At 71.3% G+C, this 26,459-nt stretch carries 21 protein-coding genes, 2 rRNA genes, 2 pseudogenes and 2 other annotated features (1 of these 27 cut by a window edge); of the genes and pseudogenes, 8 read left to right on the top strand and 17 right to left on the bottom strand.

Going from position 1 to position 26,459, the window contains the following annotated elements; translation table 11 throughout:
* The first annotated feature begins 67 nt into the window (after positions 1-67).
* Both MCM47_RS11810 and MCM47_RS11805 read left to right on the top strand, forming a co-directional pair.
* Positions 68-841, top strand: a complete 774-nt coding sequence (locus MCM47_RS11810; protein WP_238861130.1) for a response regulator transcription factor — start codon at positions 68-70, stop codon at positions 839-841.
* A complete protein-coding gene (locus tag MCM47_RS11805; protein WP_238861128.1) occupies positions 838-2,346 on the top strand; it encodes a cell wall metabolism sensor histidine kinase WalK in 1,509 nt (502 codons plus the stop codon). Before MCM47_RS11810 ends, MCM47_RS11805 begins: the two co-directional genes overlap by 4 nt.
* A gap of 69 nt (positions 2,347-2,415) precedes the next feature.
* Here MCM47_RS11805 and MCM47_RS11800 read toward each other — a convergent pair whose 3' ends face one another.
* From MCM47_RS11800 to MCM47_RS11775, 6 genes are all read right to left on the bottom strand, one after another.
* Entirely contained in the window at positions 2,416-4,209 is a 1,794-nt protein-coding gene (locus MCM47_RS11800) for a bifunctional UDP-sugar hydrolase/5'-nucleotidase (protein WP_238861126.1), read from the bottom strand.
* 238 nt (positions 4,210-4,447) lie between these two features.
* The gene (locus MCM47_RS11795) at positions 4,448-5,797 is read right to left on the bottom strand and encodes an ATP-binding protein (RefSeq protein ID WP_238861123.1); all 1,350 of its coding nucleotides are present in this window, start codon (positions 5,795-5,797) and stop codon (positions 4,448-4,450) included.
* 18 nt (positions 5,798-5,815) lie between these two features.
* Entirely contained in the window at positions 5,816-7,390 is a 1,575-nt protein-coding gene (locus tag MCM47_RS11790) for an SCO6880 family protein (protein ID WP_238861121.1), read from the bottom strand.
* 7 nt (positions 7,391-7,397) lie between these two features.
* Positions 7,398-8,420 carry a hypothetical protein gene (locus MCM47_RS11785; protein WP_238861119.1) on the bottom strand — a complete coding sequence of 341 codons (1,023 nt, stop codon included), beginning with the start codon at positions 8,418-8,420 and terminating at the stop codon, positions 7,398-7,400.
* Between the two features lie 280 nt (positions 8,421-8,700).
* Positions 8,701-9,522: a hypothetical protein gene (locus MCM47_RS11780; RefSeq protein WP_238861118.1), complete on the bottom strand. Its 822-nt coding sequence runs from the start codon at positions 9,520-9,522 to the stop codon at positions 8,701-8,703.
* A gap of 136 nt (positions 9,523-9,658) precedes the next feature.
* The gene (locus MCM47_RS11775; RefSeq protein ID WP_238861116.1) at positions 9,659-10,009 is read right to left on the bottom strand and encodes a hypothetical protein; all 351 of its coding nucleotides are present in this window, start codon (positions 10,007-10,009) and stop codon (positions 9,659-9,661) included.
* A 248-nt stretch (positions 10,010-10,257) separates the two neighbouring features.
* On the opposite strand from MCM47_RS11775, the gene MCM47_RS11770 reads away from it, so the two are divergent.
* Positions 10,258-11,430, top strand: coding sequence for a bifunctional lytic transglycosylase/C40 family peptidase (locus MCM47_RS11770; RefSeq protein WP_238861455.1), 1,173 nt, complete (start codon positions 10,258-10,260; stop codon positions 11,428-11,430).
* 192 nt (positions 11,431-11,622) lie between these two features.
* Positions 11,623-12,336, top strand: a complete 714-nt coding sequence (locus tag MCM47_RS11765; protein ID WP_238861114.1) for a phosphatase PAP2 family protein — start codon at positions 11,623-11,625, stop codon at positions 12,334-12,336.
* A 137-nt stretch (positions 12,337-12,473) separates the two neighbouring features.
* On the opposite strand, the gene MCM47_RS11760 is transcribed toward MCM47_RS11765, so the two are convergent.
* Positions 12,474-12,662, bottom strand: coding sequence for a hypothetical protein (locus tag MCM47_RS11760; protein ID WP_238861496.1), 189 nt, complete (start codon positions 12,660-12,662; stop codon positions 12,474-12,476).
* A 163-nt stretch (positions 12,663-12,825) separates the two neighbouring features.
* On the opposite strand from MCM47_RS11760, the gene MCM47_RS11755 reads away from it, so the two are divergent.
* On the top strand, positions 12,826-13,728 hold the full coding sequence (locus tag MCM47_RS11755; protein WP_238861112.1) for a hypothetical protein: 903 nt from the start codon (positions 12,826-12,828) through the stop codon (positions 13,726-13,728).
* A gap of 172 nt (positions 13,729-13,900) precedes the next feature.
* Positions 13,901-14,098: a hypothetical protein gene (locus tag MCM47_RS11750; RefSeq protein ID WP_238861110.1), complete on the top strand. Its 198-nt coding sequence runs from the start codon at positions 13,901-13,903 to the stop codon at positions 14,096-14,098.
* Between the two features lie 3 nt (positions 14,099-14,101).
* On the opposite strand, the gene MCM47_RS11745 is transcribed toward MCM47_RS11750, so the two are convergent.
* The gene (locus tag MCM47_RS11745; protein ID WP_238861108.1) at positions 14,102-14,461 is read right to left on the bottom strand and encodes a metal-sensitive transcriptional regulator; all 360 of its coding nucleotides are present in this window, start codon (positions 14,459-14,461) and stop codon (positions 14,102-14,104) included.
* 306 nt (positions 14,462-14,767) lie between these two features.
* Here MCM47_RS11745 and MCM47_RS11740 point away from each other — a divergent pair, with 306 nt between their 5' ends.
* Both MCM47_RS11740 and MCM47_RS11735 read left to right on the top strand, forming a co-directional pair.
* Positions 14,768-15,388, top strand: coding sequence for a DUF47 domain-containing protein (locus MCM47_RS11740; protein WP_030059626.1), 621 nt, complete (start codon positions 14,768-14,770; stop codon positions 15,386-15,388).
* A 5-nt stretch (positions 15,389-15,393) separates the two neighbouring features.
* A complete protein-coding gene (locus MCM47_RS11735) occupies positions 15,394-16,389 on the top strand; it encodes an inorganic phosphate transporter (protein ID WP_238861106.1) in 996 nt (331 codons plus the stop codon).
* A gap of 272 nt (positions 16,390-16,661) precedes the next feature.
* On the opposite strand, the pseudogene MCM47_RS11730 reads toward MCM47_RS11735, so the two are convergent.
* From MCM47_RS11730 to MCM47_RS11690, 9 genes and pseudogenes are all read right to left on the bottom strand, one after another.
* Positions 16,662-17,291 (bottom strand): annotated as a pseudogene (locus tag MCM47_RS11730) (phosphate ABC transporter ATP-binding protein); the annotation flags it as partial.
* An 82-nt stretch (positions 17,292-17,373) separates the two neighbouring features.
* Positions 17,374-18,282: pseudogene (pstC, locus tag MCM47_RS11725) on the bottom strand (phosphate ABC transporter permease subunit PstC); the annotation flags it as partial.
* Between the two features lie 147 nt (positions 18,283-18,429).
* A complete protein-coding gene (pstS, locus tag MCM47_RS11720) occupies positions 18,430-19,566 on the bottom strand; it encodes a phosphate ABC transporter substrate-binding protein PstS (RefSeq protein WP_238861104.1) in 1,137 nt (378 codons plus the stop codon).
* A 291-nt stretch (positions 19,567-19,857) separates the two neighbouring features.
* Positions 19,858-20,283 (bottom strand): NUDIX hydrolase, encoded by a 426-nt coding sequence (locus MCM47_RS11715; protein ID WP_374209112.1) that lies wholly within the window; start codon positions 20,281-20,283, stop codon positions 19,858-19,860.
* 97 nt (positions 20,284-20,380) lie between these two features.
* Positions 20,381-21,469, bottom strand: a complete 1,089-nt coding sequence (locus MCM47_RS11710; protein WP_238861102.1) for a CHAD domain-containing protein — start codon at positions 21,467-21,469, stop codon at positions 20,381-20,383.
* Positions 21,470-21,629: 160 nt separating this feature from the next.
* Positions 21,630-23,807, bottom strand: coding sequence for an RNA degradosome polyphosphate kinase (locus MCM47_RS11705; RefSeq protein WP_238861448.1), 2,178 nt, complete (start codon positions 23,805-23,807; stop codon positions 21,630-21,632).
* A gap of 370 nt (positions 23,808-24,177) precedes the next feature.
* Positions 24,178-25,182, bottom strand: coding sequence for a mycothiol synthase (gene mshD / locus MCM47_RS11700; RefSeq protein WP_238861100.1), 1,005 nt, complete (start codon positions 25,180-25,182; stop codon positions 24,178-24,180).
* Between the two features lie 74 nt (positions 25,183-25,256).
* A 5S ribosomal RNA gene (gene rrf, locus MCM47_RS11695) occupies positions 25,257-25,373 on the bottom strand.
* Between the two features lie 94 nt (positions 25,374-25,467).
* Positions 25,468-25,730 (bottom strand) — a sequence feature (23S ribosomal RNA rRNA prediction is too short).
* A gap of 106 nt (positions 25,731-25,836) precedes the next feature.
* Positions 25,837-26,114 (bottom strand) — a sequence feature (16S ribosomal RNA rRNA prediction is too short).
* Between the two features lie 261 nt (positions 26,115-26,375).
* Positions 26,376-26,459, bottom strand: a 16S ribosomal RNA gene (locus tag MCM47_RS11690) (it continues 933 nt past the right edge of the window).

Raw genomic sequence — 26,459 nt, 5'->3', positions numbered from 1 at the left:
CGGGCGCCTCAGACGGCCCGGCGCACCCCCCAGCAGGCCCACCGACGACGAGAAAGGGCGCCCGCCCATGACCCCGTCCGCCGACGACCGCACCTCCTCCGAGTCCGGGCAGGCCACCGCCCGGCTCCTCGTGGTCGACGACGAACCCGCCCTCCGGGACGCCCTGGAGAGCAGCCTCGCCTTCGAGGGCTACGAGGTCGCGACCGCCACCGACGGCCACGAGGCCCTGGAGGCCGTCGAACGCGACAAGCCGGACCTCGTCCTGCTGGACATCATGATGCCCCGGATGGACGGCCTCACCGCCGTCCGCCGGATGCGCTCGCGCGGCGACACCGTCCCGGTGCTGATGCTCACCGCCCGCGACGCCGTCGGCGACCGGGTCACCGGCCTGGACGTCGGCGCGGACGACTACCTCGCCAAGCCCTTCGAGCTGGACGAGCTGCTCGCCCGGGTCCGCGCCCTGCTGCGGCGCAACGCCCTCGCCACCGAGGCCGCCGCCCGCGCCGCGGCCGCCGAGGACGCCACCGAGGTACTGGCCTTCGCCGACCTGCGGATGAACACCGCCACCCGCGAGGTCACCCGCGCCGGGCGCCCGGTCGAGCTGACCCGCACCGAGTTCATGCTGCTGGAGATGTTCCTCTCCCACCCCCGCCAGGTCCTCACCCGCGAACAGATCCTCAAGGCGGTCTGGGGCTTCGACTTCGAACCCTCCTCCAACTCCCTGGACGTGTACGTGATGTACCTGCGCCGCAAGACCGAGCAGGGCGGCATGTCCCGGCTCATCCAGACCGTACGCGGCGTCGGCTACGCCCTGCGCCCGGCTCCCGGCACCCCCGCGTGAGCGACACCCTCCCGCCGCCCCCGCTGGTCCCGCCCACCGCACCCCGCCGCCGGCGCCTCCTCTCCTGGTACCGCGCCCGCTCCCTGCGCAGCCGGCTCACCTTCCTCACGGCGGCGGCGGTCGCGGTGGCGATCGCCCTGTCGGCGCTGGCGTGCTGGTTCATCGTGGAGAAGCAGCTCTACGGCCAGGTGCGGCACGAGCTGGAGAACGCCCCGCCGCCGCGCAACGTCGCCCTCCAGCTCCCGTGCGCCACGACGCCGGAGGCCGCCCTGAAGACCGTGCAGGAGGCCCAGGAGACCGGCTCGCTGCCGGAGCTGCCCGGCGGCGGGCCCGCGCCCCGCGACACCCAGTTCGTCTGGACCGCCCCGACGTGCGTCACCCTCCCCCTCAGCGCCACCAAGGCGATCGCAATCGAGCCGGGCGACGCCCGCGCGTTCGCGCTCAAGCCGAACCAGGCGATCATCCGGGAGGGCCGCTACACCAACGGCGAGCCGGCCATGGTGAGGATCTCCCTGGCCCGCACCGCGAGCCACTCGTCCGTGCTGGTCATGGTCGCGACCCCGACCGCCGCCGTGGAGGACTCGCTCGACCGGCTCGCCGTCATCCTCGGTGGCGTGGCGCTCGGCGGGATCGTCCTCGCCGGGTTGGCGGGCCGGTTCGTGGCCCGCTCGGCGCTCAAGCCCGTCGACCGGCTCACCGACGTGGTCGAGCACATCGCCCGCACCGAGGAGGTCGGCACCACCATCCCGGTGGAGGGCAGCGACGAGATCGCCCGGCTCGCCACCTCGTTCAACTCCATGTCCACCGCGCTGGCCAACTCCCGCGACCGGCAGACCCGGCTGATCGCCGACGCCGGGCACGAGCTGCGCACCCCGCTCACCTCCCTGCGCACCAACGTCGACCTGCTGATCCGCAGCGACGACACCGGCCGGCCGCTTCCCCCGGCCACCCGGACCAAGCTGCTCGGCAACATGAAGGCGCAGATGCAGGAGCTGACCGGCCTGATCGGCGACCTGTTGCAGCTCTCCCGGCCGGACTCCCCCAGGCCCGCCCGCACCCTGGCCGTCGTCGCCCTGCACGAGATCGCCGACCGCGCGGTCGCCCGGGCGAAGCTGCGCGGTCCGGGGCTGGTCTTCGAGACCTCCGTCGAGCCCTGGTACGTGCACGGGGACGCCGCCGCCCTGGAACGGGCGGTGATCAACCTGCTGGACAACGCGGTGAAGTACAGCCCGCCCGGCGGCACCATCGACGTCCGGCTCGTCGACGGGGTGCTGACGGTGCGCGACCACGGCCCCGGCATCCCGCCGGACGAACTGCAGTACGTCTTCGACCGGTTCTGGCGCTCCCCATCGTCGCGTCAGCTGCCGGGCTCCGGCCTCGGCCTGTCGATCGTCGCGCAGAGCGTCCGGGAGGCCGGCGGCGAGGTCTCGCTGGGCCCGGCCGCGGACGGCGGCCCGGGCGCGCTCGCCACCGTCCGGCTGCCCGGCGGCCCGGCCCCCGACTGAGCGGGGGCGGAAAGGCGGACGGGCGGGGCGCCCCGACAGCGCCCCGCCCGCCTCATGTCCGGCACACGGTCAGTCGATGTCGCTGCCCGGGCCGATGACCTTGATCCGGTCCTGCGCCGGAGCCTGCAGCGGCGCGGCCGCCGAGCTGTGGGCACCGAGGTAGGCCGTGAAGACGTCCAGGTCCGAGGCGCCGACCAGCTTGTCGGTGCCGGCCGCGAAGGCCGGGAAGCCGTCGCCGCCGCCGGCCAGGAACTCGTTGGCCGCGACCCGGTACTTGCCGGCCGGGTCGATCGGCGCGCCGTTGAGGCGGATCGAGTCCACCAGCACGCGGTCCGCCCCGGTCTTGCGCATGTCCAGCGTGTAGCTCAGGCTCTTGGACACCTGGAGGATCTTCGGCGCGGCGTCGTTGCCACCGCTGACCTGCTGCTGCAGCACCTGGACCAGCTGGGCTCCGGTCAGCGTCTTGACCTGCATCATGTTGGTGAACGGCTGGACGGTGAACGCCTCGCCGTAGGTCACCACGCCGTCGCCCTCGGCGCCGGCGGCCTTGTACACCAGGTCGGAGCGGATGCCGCCGGGGTTCATGAACGCGACCTGGGCGCCGCCCTTGTCGGCGGGGGCCAGGCCCTCGAGCTGCGCGTCGGCGATCACGTCACCGAGCGGCTTCTCCAGGTCGCTGCTGCCACGGCCGTTGATGTCCGCACCGACGTAGCCGACCGGACGGTTGGCGATCGGCGCGGCCAGCTTGGAGTAGTGCGCGATCAGCTCCGTCATGTCCGGGGCCTTCTCGACCGTCCGGCGCACGACGTGGTTCTCGGCCTTGACCGACGGGCGGACGATGGCGCCGGTGGTCTTGTCGAGCTTCAGGTTGATCTCGGTGAAGAGCCGGCCGAAGGAGGCGGCGCTGGTCACCGAGCGCGGCACCCCCTGCGGGTCCGGGATGGTGCAGGCGTACGCGTTGTGGGTGTGGCCGGTGACGATGGCGCCGACCGCCGGGTCCAGGTTCCTGGCGATGTCGACGATCGGGCCGGAGATGCCCTGGCCGGCCGTGCCGCAGTCGTAGTTGTACGTGCTGCTGGCCGGGTAGCCGCCCTCGTGGATCAGCGCGACGATCGAGTTGACGCCCTGCTTCTTCAGCTCGGCGGCGTACTTGTTGATCGTGGCGACCTCGTTGCCGAACTTCAGGCCCTTGACGCCCTCGGCGGTCACGATGTTCGGCGTGCCCTCCAGGGTGGCGCCGATGAAGCCGACCTTCACGCCCTGCGACCTGGTCACCCAGTACGGGGCCAGGATCGGCTTGCCGGTCTTCTCGTCGGTGACGTTGGCGGCGAGGTAGTTGAAGTTGGCGCCCTTGAACTTGCGCCCCTCCTCGTAGCAGCCGTCGACCGGGTGGCAGCCGCCCTCCTGGAGGCGGATCAGCTCCTTGGCGCCCTCGTCGAACTCGTGGTTGCCGACCGCGGTGACGTCGAGGCCGAGCTTGTCCATCGCCTCGATGGTGGGCTCGTCGTGGAAGAGCGCCGAGGTCAGCGGGGAGGCACCGACGATGTCACCGGCCGCGACGGTGATCGAGTCGTCGGCCGGTATGCGGGCCTGACGAAGCGCGGTGGCCAGGTACTCGATGCCGCCGGCCGGGGTCGAGACGACCTGACCGGTCGCCGGGTCGATCTCCTTGATGGTGCCGGACGAGCCGGCCGGGGGCTCCAGGTTGCCGTGGAAGTCGTTGATCGCCAGCAGCTGGAGGTTGACGGTCTTGTTTCGCTTGGCGTCCGCGGCCTGGGCGGCGGTCGGTACGACCACCGCGCCGAGCAGACCGGCGGAGGCGACGACGGCGAGCGCCGCACGTCGGGATCTGGCGGTGAGCATGAAGGTCCCCTGCACCTCGAAGAGCGCCCAGTTGTGGGAAGGTCCGGGCGTCGGCCATGAATTGCGCGAGTGCAGCCTAGAGTCAACGCGCGTAGCTGTCAGGACCTCGAACGTAACGACAGGGTTACCTACTGACGAATCGTCTTCGTCCGACACCGCCCGGACCGACGAGCGCCCGGGCCCCGCCCACCCCCGGCGGCCCCGGCCGGACGAGCCCGGCGAGCGGGACGCGACAGGATCAGACGCCCGGTTCGGCCGCCAACTGCCGCTCTGCGCGGGCCCGCTCGGCCACCGCGTCCTCCGTCATCGCCCGGTCGGTGTAGACCAATGGCCGCTCGGTCTCGGTGATGATGTGCTTCACCACCTGGACGTTGCCGTTCACGTCCCAGACCGCGATGCCCGGCGAAAGTGTGGGAATGATCTCCACCGCCCAGCGCGGCAGACCGAGCACCCGGCCGGTGGCTCTCGCCTCCTCGGCCTTCTGCATGTAGATGGTCCGGGTGGAGGCCATCTTGAGGATCGCCGAAGCCTCCTTGGCCGCCGCACCGTCCACCACGTCCGACAGGTGGTGCACCACGGCGACGAAGGAGAGCCCGAGCCGGCGGCCGAACTTCAGCAACCGCTGGAACAGCTGCGCGACGAAGGGGCTGTTGATGATGTGCCAGGCCTCCTCGACCAGGAAGATCCGCTTCTTCCGGTCCGGCCTGATCCAGGTGTGCTCCAGCCACACGCCGACGATCGCCATCAGGATCGGCATCGCGATGGAGTTGCGGTCGATGTGCGAGAGGTCGAAGACGATCAGCGGCGCGTCCAGGTCGATGCCGTCCGTGGTCGGCCCGTCGAACATGCCGCGCAGGTCACCGTCGACCAGCCGGTCCAGCACCAGCGCCACGTCCAGGCCCCAGGACTGCACCTCGTCCACCGCGACGCCGAGCGACTCCACCGAGGACAGCTCCGGGTTGCGCAGCGTGTCGATGATGTCGTCCAGCACCGGCTGGCGGTCGGTCACCGTCGCCACCACGTGGGCGTGCGCCGCCTTCAGCGCGAAGCCGGCCCGCTCCTCCAGGCCCCGCCCCATCGCGACCTCGATGATGGTGCGCAGCAGCGACAGCTGACCGGTCTGGGTGATCGCCGGGTCCAGCGGGTTCAGCTTCACCCCGCCGTCGCGGGCCGCCATCGGGTCGAGCCGGATCGGCTTTATGCCCAGCGCGTCGGCGATCAGGTTCCACTCGCCGACGCCGTCCTCGCCCTGGGCGTCCAGCACCACCACCTGCCGGTCGCGGAACCGCAGTTGGCGCAGCACGTAGGTCTTCTCGAGCGCCGACTTGCCGTTGCCGGACTCGCCCAGCACCAGCCAGTGCGGGGCCGGGAGCTGCTGCCCGTACAGCTGGAACGGGTCGTACACGTACCCCTTCCCGCTGTACACCTCACGCCCGATGATCACACCCGAGTCGCCCAGCCCCGGGGCGGCGGTGGGCAGGTAGACCGCCTGCGCCTGGCCGGTGGAGGTGCGCACCGGCAGCCGGGTGGTCTCCACCTTGCCGAACATCAGGCTGGTGAACGCGTCGGTGAGGTTGCCGAGCGCCATGCGGGGCCTCCAGGAGGATCAGCGACGGATGCCGGTGGCGAACGGCAAGGTGTTGACGAACGCGCGGTGGTGCTCGCGGTCGCACCACTCCAGCTTGAGGTAGCTCTTGCCCGCCGAGGCGCGGATGGTCCGCTTGTCGCGGGCCAGCGCCTCGGGGCTGCGCGAGGAGACCGTGATGTAGCCGACCAGGTTCACCCCGGCCGCACCGGAGGCCAGGTCGTCGCCGCGCTGGTCGACCCGGCCCGTGTGGGCCAGGTCGCGCGGGTCGACCGTGCGGTTCATCTTGGCCGCGCGGCTGGCCTCCGCCTCGTCGTTCGTCTTCTCGGTCAGCATCCGCTCGATCGCGACGTCGGTCGGCTCCAGGTCCATCGTGACCGCGACCGTGCGGATCACGTCCGGGGTGTGCACCAGCAGCGGCGCCAGGAAGTTGACGCCCACCGGGGTCAGCGGCCACTCCTTGATCCAGGCGGTGGCGTGGCACCAGGGCTCGCGGGTCGCCGACTCACGGGTCTTCGCCTGCAGGAACTGCGGGTGGGTCGCGTCCAGCTCGGCCGGCCAGGCGTTGCGCCGGGACATCGCCTGGATGTGGTCGATCGGGTGGTCCGGGTCGTACATCGAGTGCAGCAGCGAGGAGAGCCGCGCCTGCCCCAGCGGCTGGCGCACCCGGATGTCCGCCTCCGCCAGCCGGGCGCAGATGTCCGTCAGCTCACGCGCCATCACCGCGGCCAGGCCCTCGTCGTCCCGGGCCCGCCGGCCGGTGGCCGTCCGCCCCATCGCGTGCGCCTCGGCCGCCAGGTCGCGGGTGTAGTGCATGCAGGCCACCAGGTACGCCCGGTGCTGCTCGGAGGAGGTCGACACCATCGACTGCAGCTGGTCGTACGACTCCTGCAGCCAGCGCGGCGCATCCACGTCGCCGCGCCGCTCCACGTCCTTGGCGTGCGCGTCCGGGTCGGCGGGCAGCGTCCGGGCCAGGATCTGCAGCCGGGTCACGAAGCCGTCGCCGTTGGCGACGTGCTTCAGCAGCGTGCCGAACCGGTCGACCAGCGCCTCCTGGTCCTCCGAGTCGCGCAGCCCGACGCCCGGGCCCTCGATCTCGATCGCGGCCGTGACCGTCCGCCGCTCCAGGTGCATCAGCACCCCAACCTCGTCCGGCCCGAACGGCGCCGCCAGCCAGCGCAGCCGCCCGACCCCGGGCGGCGGCCCGACCTCGACCTCCCGCCCGTCCAGCCGGGTGCCGGCGTCCATCGCGTCCGAACGCCAGACCGCCCGGCCGCTGCGGACCGTCCGGCGGTAGGTGCGGTTGATCTCCACCCACTTGTAGAACGTCCGCCGCCGGTACGGCACGTAGACCGCCGCGATGGCCAGCGCGGGCAGGCCGACCAGGCCGGCGATGCGCAGCGGCAGGATCGGCATCATCAGGCCCCAGACCATGCCGAGGAACGCCCCGAAGATGATCAGGACGATCTCGCCGGACTCCCGGTTGCGGCCGATCGGCGCGTTCGGGCGGGCCTTGCCGATCAGGTAGGTGCGGCGCTGGTGCACGTACGGCTGGGCGTACTGGGCACCGTACTGGCCGAGCGGTTCGCTGCTCACTTACCCGTCACCCTCCCTTCGCTGGGTTGCTGTCGCGGATCGGAACCGGAGCCTGCGGCGCGGTGGCCTGCGGCGGCGGCGCGGGGGCACGCGTGGCGTGGGCCGCGATGCCCGGCGCGACCGAGCCGCCGCCGGAACCCGGGCTCCCGCCGCCGACGCCCTGCGGGCCGCGGTCGCCGTGCGTGCTGATGCCCTGCTTCACCAGGTTCGCGGTGCCGTTGATCATCGCCGAGCCGGCGGAGACCGCGCTCGCCCGAGCGTGCCGCATGCTCATGATCTCGTCGCCGAAGCCCGGCACGAAGCGGTAGACGGCGGCGCTCGCGAAGATCGACAGGAACAGGATCGCCAGGCCCGACAGCACCCGGGCGAAGTCGTCGCTCGCACCGGCGCCGGTCGCCACCGCGCCGGCCAGGCCGAGGATGATCACGATGATCGGCTTCGCCAGGTCCACGGCCAGCATCACCCCCGCCCAACGGCGCACGTGCTTCCACAGCTGCTTGTCCACCAGCCCCGCGTACACCGCGGTCCCCAGCAGCGCGCCCACGTACAGCATCGCCGCCCGGATCAGCAGCTCGATCCAGAGCACCGCCGCGGCCAGCACGGCCACCAGCGACACGATGATCAGGATCAGCGGGCCTCCGCCCATGCTGCCCTTCTCCAACGTGTCCGCGAACCCGCCCAGGTACGTCCCGGTGTCCGACTTCGTCCCCACCGCGATCGCCTTGGTCAGCCCGTCCGTCGCGCTCACCACGGTGTACAGGATCAGCGGCGTGAACGCCGAGGCCACCACGGTCAGCCAGAGGAAGCCGATCGCCTCCGAGATCGCCGTCGTCAGCGGCGCTCCGCGCACGGCCCGCTTCGTCACCGCCAGCAGCCAGAGCACCAGCGTGATGATCGTCGAGGCGGCGAACACCACCGCGTACTGTTGGAGGAACGACGCATTGGTGAAGTCCACCTGCGTCGTCCCGTCGATCGCCCCCGACAGGTTGCGCACCACCCACGCCGCCGCCTGCGAACACCCCTTCGCCAACGACCCCAGGGGATCGGTGAGACTCCCGACGGACCCCGTCCCGGGGATCACCACAGCCCCGCCGGGAGCGCACGCGGCATCACTTCCGGGAATCGGAAGGTCTACCTTCTGGCAAGTGGGACTCGCAGACGGGCTCGGTGATGGGTCGGCGACGGCGCGCTGGGCCGCCAAGAGCGCTGCCAGTTGGACGGCGGCCACCGTCCCCGCGACCGCGCCGGCTCGCCGGGTCACCGGCCGCACGACCGGCCCCCGGCGGAAGGCAGAACGATGGAGTGAGGACTCAGCGGGCATAGCGGAAACCCCCGAACTGCTGGACGGCGCCGGTGATCTCGTCGGCGGTGGCGGCCTGTTGGTCGCCCGGCATCGGGGCTGGGCCCTGCCGGCTTGCGTAGTCGGTGAGCTTCCAGTCGCTGCCCGTCCAGCGGAGGGCCAGGGTGAGCGTGTACCAGTTCGCCGTGACGGGCTGGACGGAACGCTCGCCGGCGAGGCCGGTGAGGCCGGTGCACCAGACCTCGACCTTGGTCTCGCTGTCGCCGTAGCCGACCGACTTGGCCCCCACCGGGACGGTCCGGCTGACGAAGGTGAGGCCCTTGGGCGCGCGGCCCTGGGCGTCGAGGCCGTAGCGGGTCGCGGTGTCGCCGCCGAACCCCTGGTCCAGGCGGGTCTGGAGGGTCTGGGCGGCGGAGGGGTCGGCGATGGTGGCGATGATCGTGTGGCGGCTGTCGGTGCGGAACATCTCGGCGGAGCCGATGGCCACGGCGTAGTTGGCGGCGGCCGACTGCGCGCCCTGCTCGGTGTGCGGGAAGCCGGCGGCGATGCCGTTGGCGGTGGTGGCGACGGGCTGCTCGCCGCTGGGGGCGGGGCCGGCGCCGGAGGGGGCGGTGGGGGTGGCGGCCGCGCCGTCGGCGGAGCGGCCGGCGGGGGCGGGGTCCGGCTTGCCGCGGTTGGCGATGGAGATCGCGACGACCAGCAGCACGACGACCACCAGGACGGTCACCAGGGTTCGCAGCGGACGGGGCTGACGGCCGTTCGGCTGGGAGGAGGGCTGTTCACCGACCGGCAGCCGCGTACGGGTGTGCGGCTGGTCGTCGGACAACGGCACGGCGGCCCTCCTGGTGCGGGGAGCCTGGGCGGCTCCGGGGCCCCTCCGCCCGTGGACGGGGGCGGAGGGCGGGTGGTGGATGGATTCCCGACGGCGTCGGCCGCGTCCTCACGGTGACGTCACGGCTGTCCTATCGTCAGATCGCCATGCCGTAGACAATGGTGAACAGAGTGCCGAGTGATCCAATGATGAACACGCCGGTCAGCCCGGCGATGATCAGCCCCTTGCCCTGCTCGGCGCCGAAGCTGTCGCGCATCGCGGTGGCGCCGATGCGCTGCTTGGCCGCGCCCCAGACGGCGATGCCGAGGCAGGCCAGGATGGCCACGGCCATGACGACCTCGACCATCACCCGGGCCTCGGAGCCGAGGCTCGCGAACGGGCCCCAGTCCGGGGCGATCCCGCCGATGATGGTGTCGATATTCGGCTTCTTTGGAGGCTCCTCGGCCAGGTGGCCGATCGCGATGCTGTCCACGCTGCTCAGGTTCATTTCCATCTCACCGCCCGATCAGGCAAATTCAAGGGCCCGGACCCCGCCCGCGCGAAGGGCCCGCACCTATTCTTGGCCAGATCTGATGTCGACTTGGCTACTTCTCGCGGATTGGTCGTGAGGCATCGGACACGTACGCGAGGATGTCCACCGTACGAAGGATAGCGCTCACTCTTTGTATCTCTGATGATTGCGGTGAGCAACGCCTTCCGGGACACTTCGACTGACGATTCGTCGGGATGGTGCTGATGGTACTCCGGAAGGCCGGTACGGCCGCCGCCGCTGCGGGAGTTGTCGCGATCGGCTTCGTCGGCCTGGTGACGGTGGGGACGTATGCGGCCAGCGGTACGCCGCAGCAGTCGGCCAATCGTGCCGGACTCTCCCGTGGAACCGTTCCGGCGGCCTACCAGGGGCCGATCGAGCAGTGGGGCTCGCTCTGTGCGGAGATCTCCCCGCCGATGCTCGCGGCGCAGCTGTACCAGGAAAGCGGTTTCGACCCGGGCGCCCGATCACCCGTGGGCGCACAGGGAATGGCACAGTTCATGCCGGCGACCTGGGCGACATACGGCACCGACGGCAACAATGACGGCCGGAAGGACGTCTGGGACCCGTTCGACGCCATCGCCTCGGCGGCGACGTTCGACTGCGCGCTCGCCAAGGACGTCGCCGGTGTGCCGGGCGACCGCCAGGCCAACGTCCTGGCCGCCTACAACGCCGGACCGTACGCGGTGACGAAGTACAACGGGATCCCGCCGTACCGGGAGACTCAGGGGTACGTGCGCAACATCCAGGCGATGGCCCGCAGTTTCACCGCGCCGACCACGCCGGTGGAGGTCTCCCAGCAGTCCGCCGGCGCCATCTACTTCGCCCAGACCAAGCTCGGCACGCCGTACCTGTGGGGCGGCGAGGGGCTGCCCTCGCAGAACGGGCGGTTCGACTGCTCGGGGCTGACCCAGGCCGCGTACGCCAGCGTGGGGATCACGCTGCCCCGGGTGGCGAACGACCAGTGGTACGCCGGCCCGCACCCGTCGCGGGACCAGCTGCGCCCGGGGGACCTGGTGTTCTGGGCGACCGACCTGAGCGACCCGCGCAGCATCCACCACGTCGGCATCTACGTCGGCGGCGGCTACATGATCGACGCCCCCCACACCGGCGCGGTGATCCGCTACGACAAGATCGACACCAGGGAGTACATCGGCGCCACCCGGGTCACCACGGACGGCGCCCAGGCGCTGCCGGGCCGCAACGCGGACGGCAGCATCACCGCGCCGAGCCGACCCGGCGAGCCCGCCCCCGCGACCCCCGCCCCGGCCGCCCTGACCACCCCCGAGCCCTCCTCCGCCCCGGTGCCCCGACCCGCCGGCTCCGCGGCGGCCCGTCCCACCCCGACAGGTCCAGGTCAAAACAGCGCAAAGAGCTGACCCGTCCCGGAGCCCGCGTGTGAGTGCGCTGTGGACGCTGAGTCAAGTTTCCATAACCGCCAGTTTCCGTGGAACGCTGTGCCCCGGTTATGACGTTGTGTCCGGTGGCCCGCCGTCACCCCCCGAGCCGGGTGGTGCGGAACGGACCACGGCCGGAACGACCAGGTGCAGCGGACCAGAAGGAGGTGCGGCGTGTCGACGCCGCTTGCCGACACGACCAACCCCGACCTCGGCCTGCTCTACGCCGTCAACGGCCTGGCCAAGCGCTCCCCGGAGTGGCTGGACCACCTGGTCTCCTGGATCGGCGAGTACGGCATCCTGATCGGCCTGGCCCTGCTGGGCCTGGTCGGCTGGTTGCAGGCGAGACGCCGGCCGGACGCCCCGGTGGCCGTCGCGGGGCTGCTCTGGGCCCCGCTGGCGACCGCCATCGCCGAGCTGGCCAACCTGCCGATCGCCGCCATCGTCGACCGCCCGCGCCCCTTCGTCGACCACACCGGACTCGACGTCCTGGTGGAGGGCAAGGCGGGCACCCACTCCTTCGTCAGCGACCACTCGACCATGTCGATGGGCATCGCGGTGGGGCTGTTCCTGGTGAACCGGAAGCTCGGCTGGATCGCCGGCGGCCTGGCCCTGCTGCAGGGCTTCTGCCGGATGTACATGGGCGTCCACTACCCCACCGACGTGATCGGCGGCTTCGCGCTCGCCACCGCGGTCGTGCTGCTGCTCGCGCCGATCGCGATGGCCGTGCTGGTGCCGCTCTGTCACGCGCTGAGCCGCACCGCCGTCGCCCCGCTGATCCGGGCCCCCCGGGGCGGACCGCGACCGCGCGGCGGGCGCAGGCGCGGCGACGCCCGCGGCGCCGTCCGGGCCGACGAGCAGCCGCCGGAGTCCGACCTCGCGGCCTGACCCGCCGCCACCGGCCCGACCTGCCGCCACCGGCCTGACCCGCCGCCACCGGCCCGACCCGCCGCCACCGAAGGGGCCGCCACCCGTACGCGGGACCGCCGGGGAGGCGGGTACGAAGGGGCCGGAGCGACCCGGTGCTACGCCGGGTCGCGGTTCTCGGCCAGGTGGTCGGCGGCCTCACGCCTGGTCAGGTCCCGCGAGCGGCGGGCCGGTGAGAACCAGCCGCAGTCGCAGCTCGCGTAGCAGAAGGAGCCGCGTTCGCTGATCGCGACCCGGTGCTCGGGCATCGGGGTGGTGCCGGGTCCCGCCGGCAGCTCACTGTGCACGTACCTCACCGTAACGCGCTCCGGACCCGGCGCGCGATGCCCGGTTCGCGCCGGGTGCCGCGTAACCCCCGACAGCCCGAGTCGTTTGCCCGGAAAGAGCTCTGCCCAGCCGGTGCTGGTCGGCGGAGCAGTCGGGCCCGAGGGGGTTGTGGCGAGGATGAATGTGACCGACGAGCAGCGCGGCGGCCGGCGGCCGGGCCGCCCGCTGCCCCAGCTGCGCTCGGCGGCCGGAGCCGTCGTACTCGCCGCCGCCCTGGCCGGGCTGGCCGGCTGCTCGGGCGGCGCCACGGACTCCGCCGGCTCGGCCGACCGGAGGGCGGCCGCCCCCGACCAGCTCTCGGCGGACCCGCTGACGGCCGTCCGCAGCGCCGCCGACATCACCGGCCGGACCGGCTCCGCACACGCGGCCACCGAGCTGGTCACCGAGTCCGCCGAGAAGAAGGCCGTCTTCACCGGCACCGGCGGGTACGACTACGTGAAGCGGATCGGGCGGCTGGAGGTGGCCGTGCCGCCCGGCGCGGCGACCACCGGGAAGATCGTCGAGGTGGTCCTGCCCGGCACCGTGTACCTGCAGAACAGCGGCGCCAAGGTGCCCGAGGGCAAGTGGGTGAAGCTGGACGTGCGCCAGCTGCCGGACGGCAACCTGGTGAGCAGCGGCGCCACCGACCCGGCCTCCGCGGCGGGCGCGCTGCGCGGGGCTCAGAAGGCCGAGCTGGTGGGCCCCGAGACCGTCGGCGGCGTGCCGCTCAAGCACTACCGGGGCACCCTGGACCTCGCCAAGGCCGCCGAGGCGACCGGGGGCCGCGGCGGGGACGGCCTGCGGATGGGGGCCCAGACCTTCACCGTCCGGGACGTCCCCTACGACGTCTGGCTGGACGAGCAGGGCCGGCTGCACAAGGTGGTCCAGGTCTACACCTTCGCCGGCGTGCCCGGCTCGAAGGAGGCGAAGGACCAGGTGAAGGTGACGTCGACGATGTCGCTGGCCGACTTCGGCAAGCCGGTGGAGGCGGCCGAGCCCGCCGCTGCCGACATCTACGCGATGAAGCCCACGGAGAGCCCGAAGTAACCGGACGCAGGGGCGCCGCCGGCGCCGGTGGGTCACCCGGGATCGCCCGGCCCACCCGTTTCGGCGGCCCCGAGATGGCCCGTCCGTGCCATGTGGGCGGGCTCCGAAGTGCCTAGGCTGGAGGGCGGGTGGCTGCCGCCCGGGCTGGCGAGGCACTGAAGGGGTGGTGCAGGTGGTGTCGTCCACGGGCGGCCGCAGCGGCGGCCACGACGACGCGGCCCTCGACGAGATCGACCTGGCCGGCGAGCTGATGATCGCCGCCACGGCCAGCACCGGCGACCGGCTGCCGACCGCGCGGATCGACGAGGTGCTGCTGGACCGGCCCGACGGCGGGGCGTCCGCCGACGGGCCGTCGGAACCGGGGAGCTGAGGGTCAGCTGCGCAGCAGCCGGCCGATCGCGGCGGTGGCCTCCGCCACCTTGGCGTCCAGCTCGGCGCCGCCCTCCTCGGCGGCCGCGGCGACGCAGTGCCGCAGGTGCTCCTCCAGCAGCGAGAGCGCGAAGGACTGCAGGGCCTTGGTGCCGGCCGACACCTGGGTCAGCACGTCGATGCAGTAGACGTCCTCGTCGACCATCCGCTGGAGGCCGCGGATCTGGCCCTCGATCCGGCGCAGCCGCTTCAGGTGGGCGTCCTTCTGGGCGCTGTAGCCGTGCTGGCCGTGCCCGCCGTGGTGGGCGTGCGGCTCGGCCCCGGGCGTGTGGTCCGGCTCGGTGCGCGCTTCCGTCGTGGTCATCGGCCCGCCTTCGTATCAGTGCCTGGTGGCTGCGTCGACCTCCAGTGTCCAACACGCGGAGCCGTCGTGGTGTTCCCCGTAAGGGCTGACACCGCGGGCTTCCGTTCGCCGGACGGGGGGCGATCCGGGCGAGGTTCCGTCAGACTGGGGGCTCGCGCCCGCACGGCGACGTGCGGACCGGATCCACCGCCGCGGCGGCCAACCGGAAGGGGAGGTTCCGGCTCCTCCCCCACCACCCCGTTTGCGTGATCGTGCTCGGTTGCACCTAGCATCGTTCAGTCCGAACCCCGCACATCGGAGATTTCCGTGCGTTTTAGCCTGACCCCGAAGGAGACGAGCTTCTACGACATGTTCGCCGCAGCCGCGGAGAACCTCGTCGTCGGATCGAAGCTCCTGCTGGAACTGCTGGGATCAGACGTGTCGGCCCGCGCGGAGATCGTCGAGCGCATGCGCGCCGCCGAGCACGCCGGGGACGACACCACCCATGCCGTCTTCCACCAGCTGAACTCCTCCTTCATCACGCCCTTCGACCGCGAGGACATCTACAGCCTCGCCTCGTCGCTGGACGACATCATGGACTTCATGGAGGAGGCCGTCGACCTGGTCGTCCTCTACGACATCCAGACCCTGCCGAAGGGCATCGAGCAGCAGATCGAGGTGCTGGCGCGCGCCGCCGAGCTCACCGCCGAGGCGATGCCGAACCTGCGCAGCATGTCGAACCTCACCGAGTACTGGATCGAGGTCAACCGGCTGGAGAACCAGGCGGACCAGATCCACCGCAAGCTGCTCGCCCACCTGTTCTCCGGCCAGTACGACGCCATCGAGGTGCTCAAGCTCAAGCAGGTCGTGGACGTGCTTGAGGAGGCGGCGGACGCCTTCGAGCACGTCGCCAACACGGTGGAGACCATCGCCGTCAAGGAGTCCTGAACCCCGTGGACACGGCAGCACTCATCGCCGTCATCGGCGTTGCGTTCTTCTTCACCTACACCAACGGCTTCCACGACTCCGCGAACGCCATCGCTACCTCGGTCTCCACCCGGGCGCTGACCCCGAAGGCCGCGCTCGCGATGGCCGCGGTGATGAACCTCGCCGGCGCCTTCCTCGGCAGCGGCGTGGCGCACACCGTCTCCAGCGGCATCATCGAGACCCCCAGCGGCAACCAGGGCCTGGCGATCCTCTTCGCCGCACTGATCGGGGCGATCGCCTGGAACCTGGTCACCTGGTACTTCGGCCTGCCGTCCTCCTCCTCGCACGCCCTCTTCGGCGGCATGGTGGGTGCGGCGCTGGCCGGCGGCACCGAGGTGATCTGGAACGGCGTCGTCGACAAGATCGTCATCCCGATGATCGTCTCCCCGGTGGTCGGCCTGGTCGGCGGCTACCTGGTGATGCTGGCGATCCTCTGGATCTTCCGGCGGGCCAACCCGCACCGCGCCAAGCGCAACTTCCGCGTCGCCCAGACCGCCTCGGCCGCCGCCATGGCGCTCGCGCACGGCCTGCAGGACGCCCAGAAGACCATGGGCATCGTGGTGATGGCCCTGGTGATCTCCGGCAACCAGGCCACCTACGACATCCCGGTCTGGGTGAAGATCTCCTGCGCGACGATGCTCTCGCTGGGCACCTACGCGGGCGGCTGGCGGATCATGCGGACGCTCGGCCGGAAGATCATCGAGTTGGACCCGCCGCAGGGCTTCGCCGCCGAGACCACCGCGTCGATCGTCATGTACATCACCTCGTTCGTCTACAAGGCGCCCATCTCCACCACCCACGTGATCACCTCGGCGATCATGGGTGTGGGGGCCACCAAGCGGATCCGCGCGGTCCGCTGGGGCGTCGCGAAGAACATCGTGCTCGGCTGGTTCATCACGATGCCGGCGGCCGCCGTCGTCGCAGCGCTGATCTACTGGTTCGTCCACCTCTTCTGGGGCTGAGTCCCCGGGGCCGTGCTCCGGGGCCACGCCCTGGCGCACGGCCCGGTACGCCCGGTGACCCGGAGAGGCAACGGCGTCCCGGGAACGGAACGCCCCCGGCGCCGCGGACGGCCGAGCAACCGGCGGACGGCCGGGGACGGAACAGGGCCCGCCCCCACATCTCGGGGGCGGGCCCTTATTCATACTTCGCGGCGGCACCGCCATGCAGCACCGCGAAGCAGCCTGTGGCGCGAGGCGTGCTCCTCGGCCGGACCGGCTCGGCCGGAAGCGGCTCAGCCGAAGCGGCCGGAGATGTAGTCCTCGGTGGCCTGGACCGACGGGTTGGAGAAGATCCGCTGGGTGTCGTCCAGCTCGATCAGCTTGCCCGGCTGGCCGACGCCGGCCAGGTTGAAGAAGGCCGTGCGGTCGCTGACGCGGGCCGCCTGCTGCATGTTGTGCGTCACGATGACGATCGTGAACTGCTCCTTCAGCTCGCCGATCAGGTCCTCGATGGCGAGGGTGGAGATCGGGTCGAGGGCCGAGCAGGGCTCGTCCATCAGCAGGACCTGCGGCTCGACCGCGATGGCGCGGGCGATGCAGAGGCGCTGCTGCTGACCGCCGGAGAGGCCGGCGCCCGGCTTGCCCAGCCGGTCCTTGACCTCGTTCCAGAGGTTGGCGCCCTTGAGGGACTTCTCCACCACGCCGTCCAGCACGGACTTCTTGCGCACGCCCGCGAGCTTCAGCCCGGCGACCACGTTGTCGTAGATCGACATGGTCGGGAACGGGTTCGGGCGCTGGAAGACCATGCCGACCGAGCGGCGGACGGCCACCGGGTCGACGTTCGAGGCGTACAGGTTCTCGTCGTCCAGGAGGACCTTGCCCTCGACGCGGGCGCCGGGGATCACCTCGTGCATGCGGTTGAGCGGGCCGCCGTCGTCGCAGCGCTGATCTACTGGTTCGTCCACCTCTTCTGGGGCTGAGTCCCCGGGGCCGTGCTCCGGGGCCGATGACGAACAGGACGAGGCCGGAGGCCATCAGCGCGTCGCGGCCGAGGGGCTGGGCCTCGTTGAACTTCAGCGCGATGTTCTGCGCGAAGGTGCCGCCGCCCGGGTCGAGCAGGTGCAGCGAGAGCACGCTGTTGGAGGAGAGCACCACCGCGACCGCGATGGTCTCGCCGAGCGCACGGCCCAGGCCGAGCATCGAGGCCGAGATGATGCCGGGGCGGCCGAACGGGAGCACCGCGGTGCGGATCATCTCCCAGCGGGTCGCGCCGAGGGCGAGCGCCGCCTCCTCGTGCATCCGCGGGACCTGCCGGAAGACCTCGCGGGAGACCGCGGTGATGATCGGCAGGATCATGATCGCCAGCAGGATGCCGACGGTGAACAGGTTGCGCGGCGTGGTGCCGGCCCGGGACTGGTCGAAGACGTACGTCCAGCCGAGGTACTGGTCCAGCCAGCTGGTCAGCCCGTCCAGGTGCGGGACGAGGAAGAGCGCGCCCCAGAGGCCGTAGATGATGCTGGGGACGGCCGCGAGCAGGTCCACCAGGTAGGCGAACGGCTGGGCGATCCGGCGCGGCGCGTAGTGCGAGATGAACAGCGCGATGCCGATGGCCACCGGCACGGCGATCGCCATCGCGATCACCGCGCTGACGATGGTGCCGAAGGCGAGGACGGCGATGCCGAAGACCGGCTTCACGCCGTCCGGGGTCCACTCGAAGGTGGTGAGGAAGTTGCCCTCGTTCTTGCTCAGGGCGATGCCCGAGCGCCAGGTCAGGAAGCCCGCGATGGCGGCCATGACGACCAGCAGCAGGATGCCCGACCCGCGGGAGAGGTTCATGAAGATCTTGTCGCCGAAGCGGCTGTCGCGCTTGCGGCGTACCCTGCCTTGCGGGGCGGCAGGAGTGGGTGAAGTCATTGGTCTACTCCGGTCTGGTGGTGCTGCCCCGAGGGGGCGGCACCCTGGCGGCGGTGCCCCGGACGTTGTGCTGGGTTTCGTGCTGTCCGGCGGAGCGGCCCCGGCCCCCTCGTTCACGGGGCCGCTCCACCGGAGGTACTACGGAGGTCAGGCCAGCGTCGGGATGACGGCGTTGACCTTGTCGGTGAGCTCCTTCGGCAGCGGGACGTAGCCCTTCTCACCGATGGCCTTCTGGCCGGCCTCGCTGGCGCCGTAGGTCAGGAACGCCTTCAGCGTGTCGAGGGTGTCGGCCTTGTTGCCCTTGTCGCAGACGATCTCGTAGGTGACCAGGACCAGCGGGTACGAGCCCTCGTCCTTGGTCGCGTAGTCGAGGGTCAGCGCCAGGTCGCTGCCGGTGCCGGCGACCTTGGCCTTGGCGAAGGTGTTGGCGGCGTTGGCGGCGGTGGCCTCGACCGGCTTGGAGGCGCCGGTGGCGATGGCGGCGCTCTTCAGGTTGTTGGTCTGGGCGAACGACAGCTCGGCGTAGCTGATCGAGTTCTTGACCTGCTTCACCTGGGCGGAGACGCCGGCGGAGCCGTTGGCCGACTGGCCGCCCTTGCCCGCCCAGGTCTTGCTGGCCGGGTAGGACCAGGCGCCACCGGAGGCCTTGGCGAAGTACTTGGTCAGGTTGTCGGTGGTGCCGGAGTCGTCCGAGCGGTGGAAGGCCTGGATGTCGGCGTCCGGCAGCTTGGCGCCCGGGTTCAGGGCGGCGATCGCCGGGTCGTTCCACTTGGTGATCTGCGAGTCGAAGATCTTGGCGGTGGTCGGGCCGTCCAGGACCAGGTTGTCGACGCCCTCGACGTTGTAGACGATCGAGATCAGACCGGCGACGAGCGGCAGGTTGATGCCCTGGCCGCCGGTGCAGACCGCCTTGGTGGCGTCGACCTCGGCCGGCTTGAGCGCCGAGTCGGAGCCGGCGAACTGGACCTTGCCCTGGGTGAACTGCTGGACACCGGCGCCGGAACCGCCACCACCGTAGTTGATGGTAGCGCCGGAGCAGGCCGCGCCGAAGTTCGTCTTCCAGACGTCGATCGCGTTGCCCTGGGCGGTGGAGCCCGCGGCGACCAGCGCGCTCGGCTTGCTGCCACAGTTGATCGCGGCGGCCGGGGCGGCCGAGCCGCTGCCGCTGGACGCGGTGGTGTTGTTGTTCTCGTCCGAACCGCAGGCGGCGAGCGACAGCGAGCTGACGAGCGCCATGGCACCGATGGCGAGGGCCTTGGAGCGGCCGTTCCGCTGGAGCTTCACAGGGGTGTCCCTTTCTGTGGCATTGCCCGGCACGCGGGCCGTGAGACCACGGCGGAGCGCGGGTTTTGCTGTGGTCCGGGGCCCGTTCGGCCCTCCGGTGCAGCCGAAGTTAGGCCGGGCAAGTGACACGTCAGCCGGTCCGAAGTGAACGGAGAGTGAACCTCGAAGGGATGGCAGGAAACTACGTCAGGTAGTAACGGTTGCGTCACGGCGAGAGCGCGGGGAGATCACTTCCATGGTTCCTCCACAGCCCCGACCTCGCCAGATCCACCGGACGACCCGGGTCCCGTGCTACCGCACCGGGCGGGCGCCCAGCAGCTCCAGCAGCGCGTCCACCAGCACCCGGTCCCGCTCGTGCGTCAGCCGGGCCCGGGCCTTGCCGGCCGGCAGCCACTCCAGCCGGTCCACCTCCCGGCTCGGCCGGAAAGCCCCCGCCCCCGGCACCGCGGCCCAGTACCGGACCTCCTTCGGCCGACCCTGCGCCAGGTAGTGCTGGGTGGGCAGCTCCGCCCCCAGCACGCAGGAGAAGCCGGTCTCCTCCCGCACTTCGCGCAGCGCCGCCTCGACCACGCCCTCCCCCGGGTCGAGCTTGCCCTTCGGCAGGCTCCAGTCGTCGTACTTGGGGCGGTGGATCACCGCGATCCGCGGCCGCCCCAGCCGACCGCTCTTCTTCGGCCGCCCCGGCAGCCAGAGCACCGCGCCCGCCGCGAGGATCACCGGCGCCCTACCTGCGGGCCCCGGGGTCGCCCCCGGCGTGGTGGAACGGGTCCGGGCGGGACCCTCGGCCTGCTCGGTGCTCAGGCGGTTGCGCAACTCATGCCATCCGGGGTGCGGGGGTGTGCCCCCAGCCGCCCTCGGCAGGGGGGATCTCCAGCCAGCCGTCCAGGCCGGGCGGGAGCTCGGGCCACTGGCGGCCGAAGGCGTACCTGGCCGCCTCCACCTCCAGTCGCTGATCAGCATGCACCACCCCGAGCACGTACGCGGTCGCGGGTGTGATCCTCGGCGTCCGCGCCGCGGTGGCGGCGGTGACCGCCGCGTCCGAGGCGTCCTGGTGCCGCGCCAGCACCCGGTCCAGCTCGTCCAGCTCGACGGCCGGCCGGCCGCACACCTCCAGCGCGTACCGGGCCCGCTTCACCAGGATCCGCACCCGGTGCCACGGCGCGTCGTCCGCCGCCAGCGCCGTGTCCGCGTCCATCGCACCCCGGGCGGCCGGCACCGAGCCGAGCCGGCGCAGCCCGTCGCCGCCGTACGGCGTCGCGGCGCGCTGCAGCCGCAGCTTCTGGGTGCCGGCGGTCAGCGCGGTGAACGCCGCCGCCGCCTGCGGCAGCAGCACCGCCCCGGCCCGGCCGGCCGCCGCGTCCAGCAGCGGCGCCTCCGCCACCAGCAGCGTCATCCGGTCCGCCAGCGCGTGCAGCCGGGCGGAGCGGAGCTCCTGCAGGACGGTCGAGTGCGCCCTGGTCCGGGCCAGGGTCAGCTGGCGGTCCAGCAAGGCCCGCGCCTTCGGCGCCCCGGCGTGCCCGGCCAGCATCCCCGGCCCGTCCGACTCGGTGCCGGTGAGCGCGTCCAGCGCCCCCAGCAGCCGTGCCGACCGGCGGACGTACCCCGGCTCCAGCGCCAGCAGGTTCAGCAGCCAGCGCAGCTCGGTGCGCGACTCCTGCGCCCAGGACTGCTCGAAGGTGGCCCCGAAGGTGTGCAGCAGTCCGCCGATCCGCCGCACCGCCCGCAGCAGGTCGGCCGTCCCGCCGGACGGTGCGGCCCCCGTCCCGGGTCTCGCGCCGACCTCGCCCACCGCCGCCGGCAGCGCGCGGAGGAACGCGCCGGCCTGGGCGGTGAGATGGCTGGAGAGGATGTCCCCGGCGGTCGCGGTGGAGGCCGCCTGGGCCGTCATCGGCGCATCGGTCATGACTAGGTAGATCCCCGTTCCCCCGGGGCCGTCCCCCGGGGCTGGTGGCCGACCGCTGTGGCGGGTCCCGACCGCTCAGCGGCTCGCATCGGTGGCGCGCGTCGGCATCAGTGGCTCACGTCGGTGGGTCGCGTCCGTGCGTCGTGGCGGCGACGTACGGTCACCGGGCGGCGGCGGCCCGGCGGCGCTGGCGCGAGTCGATGAGCAGGTCCTGGACGTGCCGCAGCGGCTTGTCCTCGGCGTCCTGGGCGTGGCGGGTCCAGGTGCCGTCCGGCCCGAGGTGCCAGGACTCGGTCTCGTCCGACATCCCGAGGTCGATCAGCCCCGACAGCTCCGCCCGGTGCGCCGGGTCGGTGATCCGCAGCAGCGCCTCGATCCGGCGGTCCAGGTTCCGGTGCATCATGTCGGCGCTGCCGATCCAGACCTCCGGATCGCCGTTGTTGCCGAACACGAAGATCCGCGAGTGCTCCAGGAACCGCCCCAGGATGCTGCGGACCCGGACGTTCTCGCTGAGCCCCGGCACGCCCGGGCGGATCGCGCAGATCCCGCGCACCCAGACGTCCACCGGCACCCCGGCCTGGGAGGCCCGGTAGAGCGCGTCGATGACCGCCTCGTCGACGATGGAGTTGACCTTGAGCTTCACGAAGGCCGGGCGACCGTCCTTGTGGTGGGCGATCTCGTTGTGGATCCGCGCGATCAGCCCGTCCCGCAGGCCGCGGGGCGCGGTCAGCAGGCGGCGGTAGGACTCGCGGCGCGAGTAGCCGGAGAGCCGGTTGAAGAGGTCCGAGAGGTCCGCCCCGACCTGCGGGTCCGACGTCAGCAGGCCCAGGTCCTCGTAGAGCCGGGCCGTCTTCGGGTGGTAGTTGCCGGTGCCCACGTGCGAGTAGCGGCGCAGGGTGTCGCCCTCCTGGCGCACCACCAGCGACAGCTTGCAGTGGGTCTTCAGGCCCACCAGGCCGTAGACGACGTGGCAGCCGGCCTCCTCCAGCTTGCGGGCCCACTTGATGTTCGCCTGCTCGTCGAAGCGCGCCTTGATCTCCACCAGGACGAGCACCTGCTTGCCGGACTCCGCCGCGTCGATCAGCGCGTCCACGATCGGCGAGTCACCGGAGGTCCGGTACAGCGTCTGCTTGATCGCCAGCACGTCCGGATCGGCCGCGGCCTGCTCCAGGAAGGCCTGCACCGAGGTGGAGAAGCTGTCGTACGGGTGGTGCAGCAGCACGTCCCGCTCGCGCATCGCGGCGAAGATGTCCGGCTGCGAGGCCGACTCCACGTCGGTCAGGCCGCGGGCCGTCCCCGCCACGAACTTCGGGTACTTCAGCTCCGGCCGGTCCAGGTCGGCGATGCCGAACAGACCGGTCAGGTCGAGCGGGCCGGGCAGCGGGAAGACCTCCGCCTCGGTGATGTTCAGCTCCCGCACCAGCAGGTCCAGGATGTAGGGGTCGATCGACTCCTCGACCTCCAGCCGGACCGGCGGGCCGAAGCGCCGCCGCATCAGCTCCTTCTCCAGCGCCTTGAGGATGTTCTCGGTGTCGTCCTCCTCGACCTCGAGGTCCTCGTTGCGGGTGACCCGGAAGGCGTGGTGGGCGAGCACCTCCATCCCCGGGAACAGCTCCTCCAGGTGCGCGCCCATGACGTCCTCCAGGGGCACGTACCGCTGCGGGGAGGCCTCCAGGAAGCGCGCGAGGGACTGCGGGACCTTCACCCGGGCGAAGTGCTTGTGCCCGGAGACCGGGTTGCGCACGACGACCGCGAGGTTGAGGGAGAGTCCCGATATGTAGGGGAAGGGGTGCGCCGGGTCCACCGCGAGCGGCGTGAGCACCGGGAAGATCTTCTGCCGGAAGAGCGTGTGCAGGCGGGCCTGCTCCTTCTCCGCCAGCTCGGCCCAGCGGGCCACCTCGATGCCCTCGGCGGCGAGGTCCGGCAGGACCTCCTGCTGGAAGGCGGCGGCGTGCCGCGCCATCAGCTCGCGGGACCTGGTCCAGATCAGGTCGAGCACCTCGCGCGGCTGCAGGCCGGAGGCACTGCGCTGGGCCACGCCGGTGGCGATCCGGCGCTTCAGGCCGGCCACCCGGACCATGAAGAACTCGTCCAGGTTGCTGGCGAAGATCGCCAGGAACTTGGCCCGCTCCAGCAGCGGGATGGACGCGTCCTCGGCCAGTTCCAGGACGCGCTCGTTGAAGGCCAGCCAGCTGCGCTCGCGGTCCAGGAACCGGCCCTGGGGCAGCTCCTCGAAGTCCTTGTCGTCGGCGGCCGGCAGCTCCGGCGGTATCCCCAGCGCACTCGACATCCGGGCCGGCGGGGACAGCGGGGCAGGGACGGGGCGGGGGATGCTCATCGGCTCCAGCTCCTCCAGCAGGACGGCGTCCGGTCGCGAAAGGCTCAACGGGCCGTCGCCCTCGCCCGGTACCAGCGCCCACCCACCCGGCACGGTCGCTACAGCACCGGCCGGTGAGTGTCGGCCGGTGCTGCACGAGCGAGACACTACGGACTTCATCCTGTGATCTTCGCGGCAGCAATTGAATCCACGGTAAACACCGCATGGCCAGGAGGAAAGCTGAGTCGGTCGGGGTCGGAGGCCGTACGACCCACCGATTGCCCCGGACCCGTTCCTCCGCTATGGCCCCGGGGCTTCCGCCCGGTTGTCTCCCGGGCCGAGGCGCCCGGGCCGGGGCACGGGCTCCCCCGTGCCCCGGCTCGGGGCCGGGTCAGGAGACCTGACCGCCCCGGTACGCGGCGCGGTACATGAGGTCCACCTCGTGGACGGCGAACCCCAGTCGTTCATATACCCGCACGGCGGCCGTATTGTCGGCGTCGACGTACAGAAGTACGGTCGCCAGACCGCGCTCGCCCGGGCTGCCGCCGGTCAGGTGACGCAGGCCCGCCGCGGTGAGCGCACGGCCGAGGCCGCTCCCCTGCTCCGCCGGGTCCACACCGACGACGTACACCTCGCCGAGGGCCGGCTCGGTGGTGGTCGCCGGATGCACCTTCGTCCAGTGGAAGCCGACCAGCTTGTCGCCACGGGTGGCGAGGAAGAAGCCCGCCGGGTCGAACCACGGCTCGGCCAGCCGCTCGGCGAGGTCCCGCTCCGTCCAGGCGCCCTGCTCGGGGTGGTGGGCGAAGGCCAGCGCGTTCAGCCGCAGCCACTCCGCGTCGTCCTCGCCGGGCCGGAAGGTCCGCAGCTCGACGCCGTCCGGCAGGGCGACCTCCTCGGTCTGCGGTCCGGTCCGCCGCATCTGCCGCAGTTCGCGGACCAGCTCGGCGCCGTACAGCTCGGCCAGGTGCCGGGCCGCCGGGTGACCGCCGTGCACCCAGAAGTCGACGTGGTCGTGGCCGGCCCGGTGCGCCTCGGCCAGCACCGCGTCGACCAGGGGCCGGCCGTGGCCGCGGCCGCGCGCCCCCGGGGCCACCACCAGCTCGGCGGCGGGGTTCCCCCCGGCGGCGCCCTGCGGCACCTCCAGCTGGCCGTAGCCGACGTCGGCCCGCCGGCCCTGCACGAAGTGGACCACGCCGGGCCGGGCGGCCTCGGCCGAACGCAGCCTGAGCCGCCCCTGCTCGGAGACCGCAGCCCGGCCGTCCGCCTCCTGGGCGTCCGCCAGCACGCGCAGCGCACTGTCACGCTGCTCGGGCCGCAGCACCTCGTACGCGACCACGGCCCCCTCGTCGGTCGCCGGCGTGCCGTTGTAGAACCGCTGCTCCTGCTCTTCGTCCATGTCCTGACGATACGTCAACGGAAACGCGAAGAACCCCCATCCGGGAATCCGGATGGGGGTTCTTCAGAAGAATTGTTCGGCGGCGTCCTACTCTCCCACAGGGTCCCCCCTGCAGTACCATCGGCGCTGTGAGGCTTAGCTTCCGGGTTCGGAATGTAACCGGGCGTTTCCCTCACGCTATGACCACCGAAACACTATGAAACTATCCGCCGCCCACCCGCCAGAGCGGTAGGGGGTCGTTGTTTCAGAACAACACAGTGGACGCGAGCAACTGAGGACAAGCCCTCGGCCTATTAGTACCGGTCAACTCCACCCCTCACAGGGCTTCCATATCCGGCCTATCAACCCAGTCGTCTACTGGGAGCCTTACCCTCTCAAGGAGGTGGGAGTGCTCATCTCGAAGCAGGCTTCCCGCTTAGATGCTTTCAGCGGTTATCCCTCCCGAACGTAGCCAACCAGCCATGCCCTTGGCAGAACAACTGGCACACCAGAGGTTCGTCCGTCCCGGTCCTCTCGTACTAGGGACAGCCCTTCTCAACACTCCTACGCGCACAGCGGATAGGGACCGAACTGTCGTTGTTTCAGAACAACACAGTGGACGCGAGCAACTGAGGACAAGCCCTCGGCCTATTAGTACCGGTCAACTCCACCCCTCACAGGGCTTCCATATCCGGCCTATCAACCCAGTCGTCTACTGGGAGCCTTACCCTCTCAAGGAGGTGGGAGTGCTCATCTCGAAGCAGGCTTCCCGCTTAGATGCTTTCAGCGGTTATCCCTCCCACCAACCCCCATGCGGAGGAAGGTCATATCCGGTATTAGACCCCGTTTCCAGGGCTTGTCCCAGAGTGCAGGGCAGATTGCCCACGTGTTACTCACCCGTTCGCCACTGATCCACCCCGAAGGGCTTCACCGTTCGACTTGCATGTGTTAAGCACGCCGCCAGCGTTCGTCCTGAGCCAGGATCAAACTCTCCGTGAATGCTTGCCCGACTGTGCTCGATTAAGAGCTGCGAGCGGCACACTCGCGTTGAGCGGCACGGCAACCACCGGAATAGGGCGGCCCCGCGCACTGCGTCCTCGCTGTGTTATTTCAAAAGGAATCTCCAACCCCAGAGAATCTGAGGCCGGGGATGTCAACATATCTGGCGTTGACTTTTGGCACGCTGTTGAGTTCTCAAGGAACGGACGCTTCCTTCAGGCGGCTTTCACACCGGCCCTCCGGGCGCTTCGTTCTTTCGTGTTTCCAGCTTATCAGATGTTTTCCGCTCCGTTTCCGGG

This window comes from Kitasatospora sp. A2-31 (genome assembly GCF_022288725.1).
Lineage (GTDB): Bacteria > Actinomycetota > Actinomycetes > Streptomycetales > Streptomycetaceae > Kitasatospora.
The sequence above is the reverse complement of the archived record's forward strand: the minus strand, read 5'-3'. Positions and strand labels throughout refer to the sequence as shown.

What these genes read in the sequence shown, in the direction of transcription:
- MCM47_RS11810 (WP_238861130.1), top strand. Translation starts at nt 68, where the DNA reads ATGACCCCGTCCGCCGACGACCGCACCTCCTCCGAGTCCGGGCAGGCC.
- MCM47_RS11800 (WP_238861126.1), bottom strand. Translation starts at nt 4,209, where the DNA reads ATGCTCACCGCCAGATCCCGACGTGCGGCGCTCGCCGTCGTCGCCTCC.
- MCM47_RS11795 (WP_238861123.1), bottom strand. Translation starts at nt 5,797, where the DNA reads ATGGCGCTCGGCAACCTCACCGACGCGTTCACCAGCCTGATGTTCGGC.
- MCM47_RS11775 (WP_238861116.1), bottom strand. Translation starts at nt 10,009, where the DNA reads ATGAACCTGAGCAGCGTGGACAGCATCGCGATCGGCCACCTGGCCGAG.
- MCM47_RS11770 (WP_238861455.1), top strand. Translation starts at nt 10,258, where the DNA reads ATGGTACTCCGGAAGGCCGGTACGGCCGCCGCCGCTGCGGGAGTTGTC.
- MCM47_RS11745 (WP_238861108.1), bottom strand. Translation starts at nt 14,461, where the DNA reads ATGACCACGACGGAAGCGCGCACCGAGCCGGACCACACGCCCGGGGCC.
- MCM47_RS11710 (WP_238861102.1), bottom strand. Translation starts at nt 21,469, where the DNA reads ATGACCGATGCGCCGATGACGGCCCAGGCGGCCTCCACCGCGACCGCC.
- MCM47_RS11705 (WP_238861448.1), bottom strand. Translation starts at nt 23,807, where the DNA reads ATGAGCATCCCCCGCCCCGTCCCTGCCCCGCTGTCCCCGCCGGCCCGG.
- mshD (WP_238861100.1), bottom strand. Translation starts at nt 25,182, where the DNA reads ATGGACGAAGAGCAGGAGCAGCGGTTCTACAACGGCACGCCGGCGACC.